The following is a 16201-nucleotide window of genomic DNA, read 5'->3' as shown; positions in this document are numbered from 1 at the left end:
GCTTCAGTGCTTATACTAATAAACAGATAGTGGAAGCATAAGCTTTGGAGGGAAACAGATGGAAATACTAAAAACCGTTAATTTATACAAAACGTACGGAAGCGCAGAGGCGAAGGTTGAAGCTCTGAAAAATGCGAATTTCTCTGTTCAACAGGGAGAATTTGTAGCCATCGTAGGGGCAAGCGGTTCGGGAAAGAGCACGTTGATGCATATTTTAGGCGGGGTGGACCGCCCTTCTGGCGGACAAGTCATCATCGACGGTACGGATCTTTATAGTAATAATGAAACGGAACTAGCAATCTTCCGCAGACGGAAAATCGGATTTATTTTTCAATCCTACAATTTGATCCCGGTCTTGACTGCAGAGGAGAATATGATGCTGCCGATGTTATTGGACAACAAAAAAGGTGACGAAAAATATGTGCAGGAGCTAATAGGGATATTAGGGCTGACCGGGCGGAGGCATCATCTTCCATCCGAATTGTCAGGCGGCCAACAGCAAAGAACGGCGATTGGCCGCGCGTTAATCAATAAACCGTCGCTTATTTTAGCGGATGAGCCCACAGGAAATCTGGATAGTAAAAGCGGTAAGGAAATTATGGATCTTCTTACGTTCTCCGTGAAGAAATATCATCAGACATTGATCATGATCACGCATGACTTGAATATTGCCAGAACCGCAGATCGGGTCGTAACCATCGAAGACGGCTTTCTTCAAGAGCCAAATGAGGTGAAAGCACATTGAAAAGCTACAAAGGGCTGACCGGGAAGTATTTGCGGGGGCAGAGAAAAAGATCGTTGTTTACAATCTTCGGTATTATCTTGTCCGTTACCCTGTTCACAGCGATTGGTACTATAGGGATGAGCTATTGGGATAAGTTAGTCAGACAGACGATACAGGATTTCGGGGATTACCACGTCTCTATCAATGGTATTTCAGGAGATGCTGTCCCGAAGGTGAGAAATAATGCCACCGTGGATAGTGCCGGCATCGTCAGCAGGGAAGGGTACGCCATCATTCGTGAGACGAAAGAGAAGGAGCAACAGGAAGATCCTTTCGCTGCGCCATACCGGTATTTGAATGTCAAAGGGTATGATACGAATGCTATGAACATGCTTCAGGTGCAACTGGACTCAGGCAGGCTGCCGGAACATCCGAATGAAATCGTCCTTGTATCATCCAGCTTAAGTTACTTTCCTGAGAAGCCAGAACTTGGCGACACCCTTAAGCTCGACCTCGGGAGCCGGAAGGTGGCATCTACTGGTGAAGATAAAAGGATTAATGGACTAGGAGACTTCGGTTGGGACCTGGACGAAGCCTTTCAAGCTCAAGTCTCAAGACAATATACCGTGGTCGGCTTGATGAAGCCGCCAAGCACAGGGAATTGGTCTTCCCGGTACGTTTTTCCTGCCATAACCTTCAATGATTACAAGAACATCGATCACACGAAAAAGTACTTTATCTTCGTCAAGATGAAATCCATGAGTGATATCAAAGGGAAGACGGAAGTATTAATGTCCTCGTTAAAAATGAGTGATGTCGAACAAGGCTCTGCCACCCAATTGGATAGGGATAACGAGATTAAGAATGTAAGAATCGAGTACAATAATGATCTGCTTAAATTGTATGGCAAAAGCATGTATGAGGGTGTGAACAACAGCTTAATCCTGGCACTTGCCGCAGTCGTTGCGATTATTATCATTTGTACAATGGCAGTGATTTATAATACCTTTCATATTTCTGTACTGGAGCGGATTTCACAATTCGGTATGCTGCGATGTATTGGAGCTACACCAGCCCAGATCCGTAAGATTGTGATGCAAGAAGCGGCAGTGCTGAGCTTGATTGGGATACCGGTCGGAATTCTCTCGGGGACCCTGTTTATGAAGGTATTGTTCTACAATATCAGCTTGTTAGCGTTAGGGTTCTTAAACGATTTGAGAATGGTCATTTCCATGCCGGTTCTGATCGCTGCCGGGCTATTAGGCTTGCTAAGCGTATTTCTTTCTGCCATTGGACCGGCCAAACAAGCCGCCCGTGTATCGCCTCTGGAAGCGCTGAAAAGTGCGGGAAGCACGAAGGTGGATAAGATTAAGAAGGTTAACAAGTCCAGGTTTGTTACAAAATTATTTGGAATTACAGGACAATTTGCCAGCAGGAACCTGCAGCGGAACAAGAAGCGGTTCAGGATTACAGCCTTCTCCATGATCATAAGTGTGGTTTTGTTTATTGTCTTTAGTGGTCTGGTTGATTTCATGCGGCAGACGACGCAGATCTCCGGTGCCCAGTATTCATACTCGCTATCCTATGATGGTCCTTCCAAACGAATAGAGGATAAGGTGTACGGGCATATTGCCCAGCTTGAGGCTGTTCAACAAGCATACAAATTCTACAATAATCAAGTAGAAGCGATTATACCAGAGAACCAAATCAATCCGAACTATTATGAATTGACTAAGGGCCCCTATGATGTTGCTGAAGGGGAGGGGTACCGGACGAGTAATAACTTTCTTGTGTCCTATGGAGACAACGGCTTGGATGCTCTGCAATCCAAACTGACAGCCGGGAAGATCGATAAGGCTGAAATAAACCGGGAAAATGGTGTAATCGTGCAACAAAAGATAAGCATGGTTACGGAAAATGGCAAACAGCTGATTCTCGATCAAACCCGGTTTAAGGTTGGAGACCACATCAGCATCCGAGCCATGGACGGGAATCATAAAGGATATCTAACCGTGACAGTGGCAGGGATTGTCGAGCAGAGTTTGCTGTCGAACGAATATAATAGCAGTCAGGTTCTTTCATTCATTACGACGCCGGAAGTCTATTCCAGGATCATGGGAACCGGCGCTTATTCCAGAATCTTCATCATGGCTAATCCGGAGCGATCAAGCCAGCCAATAACAGACTATCTCAAATCATTAAATGAAAAGGATGCCGGATTTAATTATACGGATCGGGTGACGGAAATCGCTCAAGCCAAAAACGATGCCATGACGTTCAGTATCTTGCTGTATGGCTTTATCGGTGTCATTGTGCTCATTGGTTTCTTGAACATTATGAATACCGTTAGTACGAATCTGATCCTTCGTACGAAAGAGTTTGCAGTACTAAAGGCGATTGGCATGACGCAGAATGAAGTGAAGAAAATGATTATTTTAGAAGGTGTATTTTATGGTTTATTCGCTTCCTTAATCGGTATTCTGTTAGGGACGGTTCTGAATTATGGATTACATGTTCTGTTTGCAGGCATTTTGGATACAGCCTGGGTATACCCATGGGTCAGTATCGGCATTGCCTTCGCGGGTGCGATGATTACATCGCTCGTGGCCACGATTTGGCCGATGTACAGGTTGAATAGAGTAAATATCGTAGATGGCCTTCGGATGGAGAATTAGACTGCGTGATTCCACCCTGTGGCATCACAAATGAAAAGAAGACCCCAGGAACCGGCAAGCTCCTGAGCGTCTTCTTTATTTGTGCTTGTGCAGAATCATAGAGAATTAATAATGCTAACTAACGAACTTACCGGGCCCGTCCACCTGCATCGTCAATTGCACCAATTCCTCCAGAAGCTGCTCCTCCAGACTGATGATTTCACACATTCTTCTGTGAATCTTCACCCGCCCGGCCGGCTTATTGCCGGAACACATCACCTTGATCATGAATTGATTAATCAGATCCCACTGCTCTCCTGCATGACGGTAGCCCTCGGCGGCCCGGGAGAGTGCCGGAACAGAGGCCTCTTGGTTAAGCAGCTGCAGGAACTGGCTGAACCGGATCCGGCTGATGGGCAGGGCGTTCGCGTACAGCTTGAGGCGGGAACCGGCTTCGGCGGAGTTGTCAGCGGGAATTCCTGTATGCAGATAGGTATCGGCATAGATTCTGAGGTTAGCAGCAACCTCGCCGGGCTGAACCAGATGGGCTGGATTCGTCAGCATTTCATGAAGTGTTGTCTCCCAATCTGTGTAGGAACGCGAAGTATCACAGAGCTCAAAGGTGGCATAGAAATGGCAGGCTTGCTCAAGGATATTGAAATCTATTGCCTCAAGCTCTTTGCCATAGTAGGCATCCGTCAGATAGATGATGTTGCCGGGCCGATCCAGTCCAACCGCAAGGCAGGCATGGCTGGTATGCAGCCTGCGGAAGGCCACACACCAGGGGCAGTCATAGGAATCGAAGCCGACCAGCACTGGCATTCCCGAAGACAGTCTTCTCTCCAGAAGGTCAAGCATAAAGTCCTTCTCCATCGCCAGCCCCTTCCGTTCGATGTAATTGAACATGAGGCCATGGTATGCAGAGAGAGAGTCTGTACTGATCCGCGGCAGCGCTAGCCGCTCAATGAGCGGCTGATCCGGGGACTGCTGTTCTGCGAAGGACATCTGCCAGGCATTGCCGTACATACACTTGCTGTCCTTGCCCTGCCACTGGGCAACAGATTGGATACAGTCATCTATACAGCTGCGCAGGGTAGGATAGGGCGTACTCTTAATGGGAGCAATGTTCAGCACTGCTCATCATCTCCTTTGCCGACACAAAGTGGCTCTGCAACCGGTTTCGATAAGAGGCAGGAGTCATACCGCTATATTCACGAAATAGCCGGTAGAAATATTTCATGTCGTAAATTCCGACCTCCAGGGCAATGGACTGTATCCCAAGCTCTGTGAACATCAGCAGGAGGCAGCTATATTTCATGCGGATTTCCTGGAGCATCTGGATATAGGACCTGCCGGTCTTAATTTTGAATAATCGCTGAAACTGGCGGGAGCTCACCGCAAACTGGCGGCTCATCTCCTTCAGTGTGATTTTCTCTCTGAAATGACTGATCATATACAGGATGACGTCATGCAGCGGATCATAGTCCATCCCGGGCTGCTGAGCGAACGGAATGGCGGCTGCGGGCAGTATGAGGTCTGCCAGTTCGAACAGCAACGGGTATAGCTGCTGTGGGTCCCCAAGGGAGCCGCAGCTCTGCATCTCATGCATACGGCGGAGTACTAAGGCCAGCTCCACGCTGCTCTCTCTATACCCGAACCATTGCTTCACCTCCAGAAGCTTCAGGAGCGGGAGCATCTCTTCTTCAGAAAAGGGTTCCGGCAGCCCGCTGAGCATCCTGCCAAGCTCAGGCCTGAGCATACAATTGTAGATGAGGAGCGGCTCTGCACCGGTCAGATCCTGCGGCTGAAAGACATGGGAAACCCCGGGTGGTATAACTAACAAATCTCCTTGCATAACCTGCATTTTATCCTCATCCGCTTGGTGGATGCCTTCCCCCTGAACCACATAGGCGAGCTCTACAAAATCGTGCTGATGACGTACGGAAGTGACCGTTTCCTGAGTCAGGAGCATTTGTACCGGCGAACAGGAGTCAAATAGATATTCCCCAGTAAAGACCGGAAAAACTTCCATAACACAAACCTCCGTTTCCTGCTTCCTTAAGATAGACTTCTGGAATCCATCCTAGTATATCTGAATATTTTGGCGCATTCAACCATATATTAACAATCTTTATTTTGGTATATTCATCCTATTAATTCCTAATTTGCATATTGAAAGGGGTATACACATGCAGCAAAAGGTTATTGAGATTATCGCGGAAATCAAGGAGGAGCCGGGCCTGCTTCAGACGCTGAGCGGAGCTTCCGATCTGACACTGGACGCCGCACTGGATTCGCTGCAAATCATCAACTTTATTCTGAGAATCGAAGACGAATTCGATGTCGAAGTAGACTTTGATACCTTTGATCTTGAGCATTTGAAATCGGTGGACCGCTTCTCCGCGTATGTCGAGGGGCTTGCTGTACGATGAAGAACGCTGTACATTGCGGCAGCCTGGAGTCGGAGCGATACTGGCGGGAGGAAGATCTGGCTGCTCTGCCATCCGTTCCTGATGCGAAGGCTCTGGCTATCGTGCAGGCCATGGATGAACTGCTGTTTGTCTTCTGCGGGAGCGGAGATATTCTATTAACCCGTCATGGGATGAACAAGGCTCAATATGATTATCTGCAATCTCTCGATTATTCGTTCAAGACCAATATGAATCCGTTAACCCTGGCCGTGGAGGCATCTGGCACAGCACAGAACGTACTGAATACAATGAATGCAATGAATGTATTCGAGCTGCTGGGCAGGCTGAACCCCGGGCAGGAGCCAGACAGGTTAATACCGGAAGGAGCATGGCTTGAGCCCTTTGCCGTGCTCCCTGGAACGCATGAGGCGGTTAAGCGGTATAAGCTTCAGCCCGCTCTCCCGGATGAACAGACTGTGCGCAAAGTGAACACCAAAACCTACTCTGCTGCTATGCGGGACAGGCTGCTGCTGCCGAATATCGCTCTTGTCGTTGATAGCGTGGAAGAGCTGCTGCAATCCGGACAAGCGCTGCTGGAGAAGGGGGCTTTGCTGATCAAGGATGAGTATGGTGTATCCGGCAAAGGCAATCAGCTCGTGGACTCGGAGCGGATCTTGCGCCGGATTGCCGGGTACCTGGAATCCAGCCGGAACCAGGACAAACGAATAAAGTTTGTGCTCGAACCGCTGCTGGACCGGGAGACCGACTTCTCCTGCCAATTTCACATTGACCCGGAAGGCCGGATCTCGATATTGTCCGTTCAGCAGCTGGTCAACCATGGCTTTGCCTTCGGAGAGTCTCATTCTCCGGAGCCGGCTCTGCTCGAAAGGCTGGACCGGGAGGACTATTGGGAGATCATGCACAGCATTGGGCGTGAGCTGTATGCAGACGGTTATTTCGGTGATGTATGCGTGGACTCCATGCTGCTGCGTGACGGAAGCCTCGCCCCTCTGGTCGAGATCAATGCCCGGAAGTCGATGAGTCTGATCAAGCATAATGTAGACCGCCAGCTCAAGCAGGAGGGAATGCATACCTGCCTGTTACAGGTGCCGCTGGCAACCATGGGCGAGGTTCATTATGCAGATCTGCTGGGGCGGCTTGAGCGGGAAGGCATATTATTTTCGCGGGGAGCGGGGGAAGGAGTGATTCCTTTGGCTTCGGGCACACTTCAGCCTCCTGACCCGTCCCGGTCTGCCGGTTCCACTAAGGGCAAGCTGTATGCAGCACTCGCTTACCGGGATGAAGACAGCAAGCACAGACTCACCCGCAAGCTGGACGAATCGCTTCTGCGCTCGGGCTACACTATACTGCGATAAAGAAAGGGACCCTCCAATGAATAACACCGTGACGATTCTATGCTCTGGTTTCGGTCTGGGCTTCTATGTCCCCGGCCTGCTTCTGGAACGGAGACTTACCGCACTTGGCATCCAGGCGGAGATTGAGGTATTTGAAACACTCATGTCCGACAGCAAAAAACAGCAGACAGACAACAGCCGCAAAGCGTACCAGCAGAGCTTCGCCGTCGCCTTGACCTCGCAGAAAATACCGGGAGATATCCGGGGCAGCCTGGATGCTGCGGCCGTGGAACATTTATTACAGCAATGGAAGCAGCAAGAACGGCAGCGCTTCATTGTATTATCCGGGCACTGGGTGCATGTCATGGACCGGTACCGTGAACTGGCCGGCTTTCCTGTGGAGGCTGACCTGCTCTATATTGACGCCGATCTTTCGCCGTCATGGAAGAACCTCCGCAGGCTGAACCCCGGTTACGCGGAAGGCTACCGCGAAGTAAGCATGTATGATCCCGCAAAATGCGAAATTCTGTGCAGCATAGATGCCGGACTCGCGGAAGCACTGCCCGCTTCGGCCAGGAACGGGAGACTGGTTGTTCACGGCGGCGGCTGGGGAATTGGCACCTTCCGCGAGAAGTTTGATAGCCTGGAGTCGGCAGGGTATGAACTGGATATTGCCGCGTACAGTACTCAGGAGATTGGAGAGGCCGTTCATGGTAGACGTTATTATATGAACGATCCGGAGTGGCGGACCTGGAAGCGTGACAGCAGCGGGCAGTATACCTTCCCGCCTTTTGCCGGGGTAACTGTCAGCCAGGCAGACCACTTTCCGCCCTGCCATAACTACGAGGACGGGATGTATGGCGTCATCCGGCAGGCATCCGCAGTCATCAGCAAGCCGGGAGGCGGCGCCCTGATTGATTCCCTGGCTTCGGGCACTCCGCTGGTGCTGCTGGACCCCTTCGGACCGCATGAGAAGATTAACAGCGATCTGTGGGTAGAGCTTGGGTACGGCATCCGTTACGGGGAGTGGGCCGAGATGGGCTTTGAGCGTGAGGCGCTGCGGAAGCTGGCGGACAACCTCCAGTCAGTCAGGGGCCGTTATCCGGATTATGCGGCAAGCTATGCGGAGCAGCTATCCGCAGCAGAAGGGAGAAGCTAATGCAGCCTACCAGTAGAGTGAGCCTGGACGCCAAGTCCTTTGAGGCTCTGAAACGTACGATTAAGAATGTCGTGGTCCCGCACAGGGAACGCAAGCATGATCCCGGCTTCCGGACGGTGATGCCGGAGATTATGTCGCTGAAGCTGACCAACCGCTGTAATCTCCGCTGCAAGCATTGCTACCAGTGGAATGAATCCGGCTATCATCATGATATGGACACTGCCGAGCAGAATCTCGATATGGATGTGGAGATGATCCGGAGGCTGCTCGAGGAGACGGATGAAGCGCAGTCCCGCCTGTATTTATGGGGCGGCGAGCCGCTGTTTCACCGGAATACCAAGCAGATTCTGGAGCTCCTGCAAGAGCATCCCCGGGACACCACGATCTGTACCAATGCCTATCTGATTCCTAAGTATGAAGAGGAGCTGTGTGCAATCTCTGACAACCTGGAGCTGCTGATTCCGATCGAGGGGTTCGAGGAGGAGCATGATTTGCTGCGCGGCAAAGGCTCCTTTCAGAAGGTGATCGACAGCGTCGAACGGCTGCTCGAGCTGCGCAGGCAAGGCCGCTTCCGCGGCCGGATCTCTGTGCACAATGTAATTAATGACAATATGATCGGCCGATTGTATGAGCTGGTGGAGTTTTTTGAGCACAAGGGCGTCGACCTGGTACTGCTCTGCTTCCCGTGGTATATCTCTGCGGACACGAGCCTTGAAATGGACCGCTTCTACGATGAACACTTCCAGTGGCTGGCGGAGCTTCCGCCGGATCACCGGAGCAGCTGGCATGCCTTCAAATACCATATCAAGCCGGAGAATGTCACCAGGCTGACCGAAGACCTGAAACGGATCAACAGCAACACTTGGCAGAATACCCGAATACGTTACCAGCCGGGGCTCGACTTTGATGAAATTGAGGATTTTGTGGCCGGCAAGCCTATGCTCTCCCGCAGTACGTCGAAATGTCTGGCGCTCAGTACTAGGGTGGATATTGCTCCGAACGGGATGGTGAGTGCGTGCAAATTTTTTGGCGAGCTGGCCATTGGCAATGTGAAGGAGCAACCGCTGACGGAAATATGGAATTCAGCCCGCTATGACAGGCTGCGGCGGATTCTGGATGAAGGCTTGTCGCCGGCCTGCTCCAAATGCAATGTGCTGTACCTGAACACTTATGCTGCCCTGACACATGTATGAAGAACGGGTGTGATTCACCTGCCTATAGGCTCGGTATCCTGGGTGCCTCGAATAATGCTGTACCTGCCATGCTGGAGCCTGCGCGGGTTGTGGAGAAGGTGCGGATAGCCGCAATTGCCAACCGGACACGGGAAAAGGCAGTGACTCTGGCGGATGCTTACCAGATTCCTTATGTGGCGGGCAGTCTGGAGGAGCTGCTGGAGCTTGGTGATCTGGATGGGGTATATATTGCACTCAGCAATGACCTTCATGCAGAATGGGCAGTCCGGGCATTGGAGGCGGGGAAGCATGTATTGGTAGAGAAGCCGATATGCTTACATCCCGAAGAAGCTGAACGATTGCAGCTGGTACGGGAAAGCTCCGCCTCCCCGAAGCTCGCCGAAGGTCTGATGATAGCCTTCCACCCCTGGCAGCAGGCTTTGAAATCCATAGTCGATTCCGGGCAATTCGGTCCGCTCCACAGGATCAGTACTAGAATATCCGTACCTGCCAGGGACAGATATGCCGGGAATTACCGCAGTGTTAAGGCGAAAGGCGGCGGCGCTTTTGCCGATCTGGGCTGCTATTGGCTGCAGTTTCTGCAGACCCTTGTTGGTCTTCAGCCCAGAGAGATCCGGGCGCAGTCGGCTTTTGACGGGCCGGAGGGCTGTGATTGGACCTTTCAGGCGGCGCTGCAATATACGAACGGTCTGGAAGCCGAGTGCCTCACTTCCTTCGAGCTGCCTTTCCGGGCTTCGCATACGCTGTATTTCGAACATACGGTGCTGACGGTCCCGGATTTCTTCCGGCCTGTCAAAGGCTTCTACAAAATCAAAATACGCCATGATCTGCCGGACAACCGCAGCACCCTGTGTGAATTCGAGCCAATGAACTACTATGTCAGCCAGTTGAATGCCTTCGCGGAAATCATGAGCGGGCAAAGGGCAGAGCAGCTGGAAGCTACATGGGAACGGATACACCTGCAATCCCTAATCATGGCCGAGGCGCAGCAGCGCCGGGTCTGTCTATGAAGCAATCTTCCAATAACCCAAACGTCAAAACAGCGATTCCCCATCAACGGAGAGTCGCTGTTTGTTGTTAACGGTCCTGCAAGGAAGGGGGCTGCTCTAACCAGGAGCGCTCGTTGTTGATCACATAAATCCCCAGCGCCTGCTCGAAGGTAAGGCCATGATTATAGAAAGCCAGCACCTTCGCGGCGAAGCGCATACTCTTATCTGCTCCGGGCGACTGCAGCAGCTCTGCAGCGAGCTTACGGAAGTCCTTCGGCTTAGCTTCTGCAGCATCAACGGCATCCAGCAGTCCCTTGTGGCTTGGAAAGAGCATGCGGTTATAAGCCAGGATCATTCGCCCGCTGAAGAAGACCAGGTTGCTGGCTGTGTGAGCGAGCAGGTAGGCGTCGTTCTTACGGGCCGCTTCTTTGGCGAAATAGAAAGCGTACAGGAAGATCTGGGCGCAATAGTCCCGCAGATTGCGTTCCCGGCTCTCTTCAGGGTAGAGCGCAATTCGGGCGACCAGTTCACCCAGCTCCGGGATTCTGGAGAATAGAACGCTTGAACCGGTAAAAGCATACCTTGTCGGCTCGTTGCCCCGCCCCGCGGCAAGCTCCAGGAACCGGAGGTTGATCACCTTGATATCGGCGTATCCGCCTTCATAGGTACTGACTTCCCGGTCCACGTAGGACAGTCTATTCTTCCGGTCATACTCTGTGTAGGCTTCATCGGTGAATACCAGGTGAACATCCACATCCGAGGTCTCCTTGGCGGTTCCCTGGGCTACTGAACCACTGGTGATTACCGCCAGGCAGGAAGGATCCTTCTCCTGCTTCTCCACCAGCTTCGCCAGCGTCTGTCTATGGTGCGCATACATCTTCTTTCATCCTCCCTTAACGTGCTCCTGCACATTAAGCGTAACCATTAGACGGCTCACCAGCTATGGTCAATTCAGACATTTAGGGTTCAATTCCATAAATCAGCTGGCCTTGATGATAGATCGTGATGCGGTCATTCGCGGCGTAGCTGATGATGGCGGGCTGGAATGAGTAGTCATTGGCCTGATTGAGATTCGACCAATTCGAGTTGTGAATGCGAAACTGGATATCTCCGGTTGTGCCGGAAGCGGCGAGTGAGCCTGCACTTGCCGTAAACCCGATCTCCGCATAAGTATCCGCACCTGTCCGCGGTGTAGCCAAGGGGACGATTTGCGTCAGCAGGTTTTCTTTGCCGATGACTGCATAATCCAATTCCAGGGTCTGTGCAGCGCTTCCATCTCGATTGTACCAATAACGTATTGTAAGCTCATTCAGCGGAATAGAGGTACCGGACTCGTTCTTCAGCTGCAGGCTCGCCCGGATTGAGCCCACGGCTGTCCCCGTCTCACCGGCACGGTAGAGCAGGCTTGCTTGAGGGTCGCCCTGCCCGGGTCCTTCCCCAGGTCCACCTGGATCACCAATAGGGGTGAAGGTGACCGGTTTCATAATAAGGTCCAGCATAGCCTGCTTCGGCGCATTCCAGGAGGTCCAATCATCCAGCAGCAGCCCGCCGGTATCTCCGCTGTTCGGATTAAGACTCCAGTACGTCCAGTAGAGATTATTCTGGCCGATGTAGCTTACAAGCGCATTCTGCCATTTCCCTTCCACTGAGAGAGTATCCACGCTGCGTCCGCCGAATTCCCCTGCAAGGATGGGAGCGATTTGTTCCTTGCTGATGTATCCCCAGGTATCGTCCCACAGCTTCGGCAGATTATTGGGGAAGTCGGCAGCACTGAACCAGGTCTGTGGGGAAACGCCGGGACCATAATCATGCGGGGAATAGACCACCCGGTCCGGTACAGTAAGCGTGACAGGGTAATTACGCACGCCTGTCAGATTCCCTCCCCACCAATAGCTGCTGGAGTTGCCCTGAACGTTGGTCTCAATGCCTTCGACAATAATGAGCCAGTTCGGATTGGCGGCGAGAATCGCATTGCCTGCCCGTTGACTGGCCAGCCGCCAGTCTGTGGACAGATTACCTGTTCCCCAGCTTGCCGTACCATGCGGTTCGTTATGCAGATCGGCTCCAATGACGGTAGGGTTACCCGCGTAGCGCTGGGCCAACATCACCCAGTCACTGATCCAGCGGGTTTCGGGATAGGCCGCAGTGTACCACAGCGTCGATTGTCCACCGGAGTCCGGCCGGTGCCGGTCCAGGAAAATCCGGATGCCGCGCTGCCCGGCTTTCTCAATCAGTTTATCCATAATCTGCACCGGCGTAAGACCGGCCAGATCAGGATTCTTGGCATAATCGATACTATTGGCTGCAGAGCCTGAATCGAACATCTGGTTGCAGTAGGGCAGCCGGATCAGGTTATAGCCTTCCGTCTTGATCTGGTTGAGTACATCATCCATGGAACGGGACCACAGCCCATGCGGAGAGTAGTTCGCAGTTTCGAAGCCGAACCAGTTGAGGCCGTTGAATACGGCCGGATTCCCGGCGGAATCCACGATTGAGTTGCCTGAGGTGTGGTAATAGCCTGTTGCACCCTCAGCCTGCACTTCATGACCCGGATACGCATAAGCACTTGCCAGCATTACCAAAGCTACAAACCATACACTGAGTTTCCGTAACCCAAACGACATTCATTTTCCTCCTCTTAGTGGTTTCAGTGAGGTCAGACTGTATAGCATACGATCAAGATGTTAACGTATTCGTCTGAATAAGGATTAATTATGAATAATTGGAAACATTATGTTAATGTGAGTGCGATTGGAATATGGTGATATGGAAAAGCACAGGGCAGCTCTACGGCTGCCCTGTGCTGATTGCAGTTTGGGGAGAAGAAGCTATTCTTCCAGCCTCCAGATATGTTTGTCTGCCCGGAACGGCAGACAAGAACATGCACCGAAAATTCCGATTGCAAGGAATAGCAAAGCTGCTCCGGAGCCTTTGCCTGTTCCGACCAGTGCAACCCACAGGCTGCCTAGCGGCTGTACTGCCATAAAGGGTTCAAACACCCTGTCTACCAGAACACCCCCGCACAGATATCCCAAAGGAATGGTGAAAAACTGTAAGGTATTCCTTGCCGAATAGACACGTCCCTGCATCTCAATAGGAATTGTGGAGCGGAACAGCACATCCATATTTGCGTTCATAACAGGAATGAATATCCATCCGAGGATTGCACCCAAACACCACATAGGCGTGCTTCTGCCAAAGGCAAGGAAGAAATTCTCGGTGCTCATGGAAAAAAGCAGGCAATTACAAATGACTCGAACCCGGCTTCTGGGCGGCGGCAGGATAGCAACCGAAATACTCCCAAGCATCAGGGCTATCCCTGTAACGGTGTTGACCATCCCCAGCGCCAGCTCTCCGCCACCCGTCCGTGAGAGCATCATTGCGGGCAGGGCAGCATTGAAAATGGAGGCGGTGAAATTGATCAAGGCCAAAAAAAGGATCAAATCCAGAATTCCCCGGTTATCCCTGAGATACCGCAGGCCGCTTGAAGCTGATTGCAATAAGGTCTCGCTATCGGTGCTGCTCCGCTGTGGAACCTGCGGGATATGGACACAGCATAGCAATACCGTGAACGCTGTGGCAAAGGTAATCAGATCAAACAGGATCACAACCCGGATACTGGTGAAGGAAAGTATTGAAGTGGCAAGTATAGGCGTCAATATGGTAACCAGCGAATTGGAAAAGGACCGCATTCCGCTAACCTTCTGGTAGTGTTGCTGCGGAGCCAGCAGGCTGATGGCTACATCCGACGCCGGCTGCTGTACAGTGTTCATCACGCCAGTCAAGGTATTGATCAGATACAGATGCCAGATCTGGAGTTTACCCATTGTCATCAGTATAAGGACCGTAACGGTACAAAGTGCCGCAAAGCTGTCACTGATCAGCATCGTAGCCTTCTTGTTCCACCGGTCGCTCAGTGCACCTGCGAAGATACTCAGCAGGACATAAGGTGCGTAGGAACAGATAACCAAGAGAGCGCTGGTCAGAGCCGATCCATGCTGCTGATAAGACCAGATCACCAGGGCAAAGGCGGTCATTGCACTGCCCAGTGCCGAGAAGGACTGTGTAATCCATAAAATCAGGAAAGTACGAAGCTCCCTGAGGTTCATTTTGAATTTTGTTATCATGACTCTGCTCCTCTTTCAATGAATTCTTAACGATTCAATGAAAGTGCAAAGCCGAACGGACGAGCTGTAGTCCGCTCCGTGCAGTTTCGTCCGGTTCAGACTTTGCACGGAGCGTTGTCACTGCATATTCTCATATTCATTCTCCTTCTTGAAGCCTGAAGTTGAATTCACCCCAAAGTAAATTCTTCTTTATTTTACCATATGGAATCGGGGAAATAACTATACAATTGCCAATTTTAAGGGTAAGTATGTTTCTCACGGGGTTATGATATAATTTGGTTTAGTTTTACTACTACTAAGGATAAAGATTTGTCCTGATAAGCATAGAGAGGTTATTAACATGACGAATAATTTCTGGCGTGAATTACCACGCCCCTTTTTTATACTTGCACCTATGGAGGATGTGACGGATGTTGTGTTTCGTCATGTCGTCAGTGAAGCGGGCAGACCGGATGTGTTCTTCACGGAGTTTGCGAATTCAGAGAGCTATTGTCACCCGGAGGGGCATCATGCGGTGCGCGGGCGTCTGACGTATACAGAGGATGAACAGCCGATTGTCGCTCATATCTGGGGGGATAAGCCGGAATACTTCCGCCAGATGAGCATCGGCATGGCCGAGGAAGGCTTCAAGGGCATCGATATTAACATGGGTTGTCCTGTAGCCAATGTAGCCGAGAACGGGAAGGGAAGCGGCCTGATCTGCCGTCCCGAGCTCGCAGCGGAGATTATCCAGGCGGCCAAAGCCGGAGGACTGCCCGTCAGTGTGAAGACCAGGCTCGGGTTCACTGACCTGGGCGAATGGCGCGGCTGGTTAACCCATATCCTGCAGCAGGACATTGTCAATCTGTCGATTCATCTGCGCACCAGAGAGGAAATGAGCAAGGTGGATGCCCACTGGGAGCTCATTCCGGAGATTAAGAAGCTTCGTGATGAGATCGCACCGCATACCCTGCTGACGATTAACGGGGATATCCCCGACCGGCAGACCGGCCTGAGGCTCGCGGAAGAGTACGGTGTGGACGGGATTATGATCGGGCGCGGGATTTTTCAGAATCCGTTTGCGTTCGAGCAGGAGCCGAAGGAACATAGCAGTGAGGAATTGCTTGATCTGCTGCGGCTGCATCTGGATCTCTATGATGAATATTCGGGGCAGAAGCCACGTTCATTCAGTCCGCTGCAACGGTTCTTCAAGATTTATGTCCGCGGCTTCCGCGGGGCAAGTGAATTAAGAAATAACTTAATGAACACCAAGTCTACCAGTGAAGTGCGTGCGCTGCTGGATGAGTTTGCGAGTAAGGAACAGGATGGGACGGAGGGACTTGGGGATTAAGCTGCTACGTATCGAAGCCTTAATTCTTAAATAGTTAAATGATCGAGTCAGAGCTGTAGCAGCTCTGGCTCTTTTTGCTTTTTCACAGAATTGTCTGTTTTTATCACATAAGTGAGCCGACTTAGCGTTAAAAATATCCAAATATTTAAGGAAAATTTAAAGGAACAAGCAGCTTTATGTCGAAACCTTAGTCTTAGCTAACTATGAAAGGACGGATATCTATTAATACTATGAGATTAATAAAAAAGACATTGATGTT

The 16201-nt window shown here is 51.2% G+C and carries 13 protein-coding genes; 8 read left to right on the top strand and 5 right to left on the bottom strand.

Going from position 1 to position 16201, the window contains the following annotated elements; all coding sequences use genetic code 11:
• The first annotated feature begins 58 nt into the window (after window positions 1–58).
• On the top strand, window positions 59–745 hold the full coding sequence (locus tag MKZ24_RS01030; protein ID WP_340781041.1) for an ABC transporter ATP-binding protein: 687 nt from the start codon (window positions 59–61) through the stop codon (window positions 743–745).
• On the top strand, window positions 742–3399 hold the full coding sequence (locus tag MKZ24_RS01025; RefSeq protein ID WP_340781039.1) for an ABC transporter permease: 2658 nt from the start codon (window positions 742–744) through the stop codon (window positions 3397–3399). Before MKZ24_RS01030 ends, MKZ24_RS01025 begins: the two co-directional genes overlap by 4 nt.
• 114 nt (window positions 3400–3513) lie before the next feature.
• Here the strand turns inward: MKZ24_RS01025 and MKZ24_RS01020 are convergent, their stop codons facing one another.
• Both MKZ24_RS01020 and MKZ24_RS01015 read right to left on the bottom strand, forming a co-directional pair.
• Window positions 3514–4512, bottom strand: coding sequence for a hypothetical protein (locus tag MKZ24_RS01020; RefSeq protein ID WP_340781037.1), 999 nt, complete (start codon window positions 4510–4512; stop codon window positions 3514–3516).
• Window positions 4490–5410: an AraC family transcriptional regulator gene (locus MKZ24_RS01015; RefSeq protein ID WP_042232481.1), complete on the bottom strand. Its 921-nt coding sequence runs from the start codon at window positions 5408–5410 to the stop codon at window positions 4490–4492. The genes MKZ24_RS01020 and MKZ24_RS01015 overlap by 23 nt, the downstream gene beginning before the upstream one ends.
• 157 nt (window positions 5411–5567) lie before the next feature.
• Here MKZ24_RS01015 and MKZ24_RS01010 point away from each other — a divergent pair, with 157 nt between their 5' ends.
• The 5 genes from MKZ24_RS01010 to MKZ24_RS00990 are packed head-to-tail and all read left to right on the top strand — an operon-like array spanning window position 5568 to window position 10506.
• Entirely contained in the window at window positions 5568–5810 is a 243-nt protein-coding gene (locus tag MKZ24_RS01010) for an acyl carrier protein (protein ID WP_042232482.1), read from the top strand.
• Window positions 5807–7165: a hypothetical protein gene (locus tag MKZ24_RS01005; protein ID WP_340781035.1), complete on the top strand. Its 1359-nt coding sequence runs from the start codon at window positions 5807–5809 to the stop codon at window positions 7163–7165. The genes MKZ24_RS01010 and MKZ24_RS01005 overlap by 4 nt, the downstream gene beginning before the upstream one ends.
• A gap of 16 nt (window positions 7166–7181) precedes the next feature.
• Window positions 7182–8303: a hypothetical protein gene (locus tag MKZ24_RS01000; RefSeq protein ID WP_042232486.1), complete on the top strand. Its 1122-nt coding sequence runs from the start codon at window positions 7182–7184 to the stop codon at window positions 8301–8303.
• Window positions 8303–9496, top strand: coding sequence for a radical SAM/SPASM domain-containing protein (locus MKZ24_RS00995; RefSeq protein WP_042232487.1), 1194 nt, complete (start codon window positions 8303–8305; stop codon window positions 9494–9496). The genes MKZ24_RS01000 and MKZ24_RS00995 overlap by 1 nt, the downstream gene beginning before the upstream one ends.
• The gene (locus MKZ24_RS00990; RefSeq protein WP_340781034.1) at window positions 9493–10506 is read left to right on the top strand and encodes a Gfo/Idh/MocA family protein; all 1014 of its coding nucleotides are present in this window, start codon (window positions 9493–9495) and stop codon (window positions 10504–10506) included. Before MKZ24_RS00995 ends, MKZ24_RS00990 begins: the two co-directional genes overlap by 4 nt.
• A 67-nt stretch (window positions 10507–10573) precedes the next feature.
• Here the strand turns inward: MKZ24_RS00990 and MKZ24_RS00985 are convergent, their stop codons facing one another.
• The 3 genes from MKZ24_RS00985 to MKZ24_RS00975 form a co-directional block, all read right to left on the bottom strand.
• On the bottom strand, window positions 10574–11362 hold the full coding sequence (locus MKZ24_RS00985; RefSeq protein ID WP_042232491.1) for a nucleotidyltransferase domain-containing protein: 789 nt from the start codon (window positions 11360–11362) through the stop codon (window positions 10574–10576).
• Between the two features lie 82 nt (window positions 11363–11444).
• The gene (locus tag MKZ24_RS00980) at window positions 11445–13109 is read right to left on the bottom strand and encodes a cellulase family glycosylhydrolase (protein ID WP_081956362.1); all 1665 of its coding nucleotides are present in this window, start codon (window positions 13107–13109) and stop codon (window positions 11445–11447) included.
• Window positions 13110–13313: 204 nt separating this feature from the next.
• Window positions 13314–14612 carry an MFS transporter gene (locus MKZ24_RS00975; RefSeq protein ID WP_340781033.1) on the bottom strand — a complete coding sequence of 433 codons (1299 nt, stop codon included), beginning with the start codon at window positions 14610–14612 and terminating at the stop codon, window positions 13314–13316.
• A 340-nt stretch (window positions 14613–14952) separates the two neighbouring features.
• On the opposite strand from MKZ24_RS00975, the gene MKZ24_RS00970 reads away from it, so the two are divergent.
• The gene (locus tag MKZ24_RS00970) at window positions 14953–15942 is read left to right on the top strand and encodes a tRNA dihydrouridine synthase (protein WP_042232496.1); all 990 of its coding nucleotides are present in this window, start codon (window positions 14953–14955) and stop codon (window positions 15940–15942) included.
• Window positions 15943–16201: the final 259 nt, after the last annotated feature.

It is taken from the genome of Paenibacillus sp. FSL R7-0297 (assembly GCF_038009025.1).
Classification (GTDB): domain Bacteria; phylum Bacillota; class Bacilli; order Paenibacillales; family Paenibacillaceae; genus Paenibacillus_AQ.
This window is presented reverse-complemented; position numbering and strand designations above follow the sequence as displayed.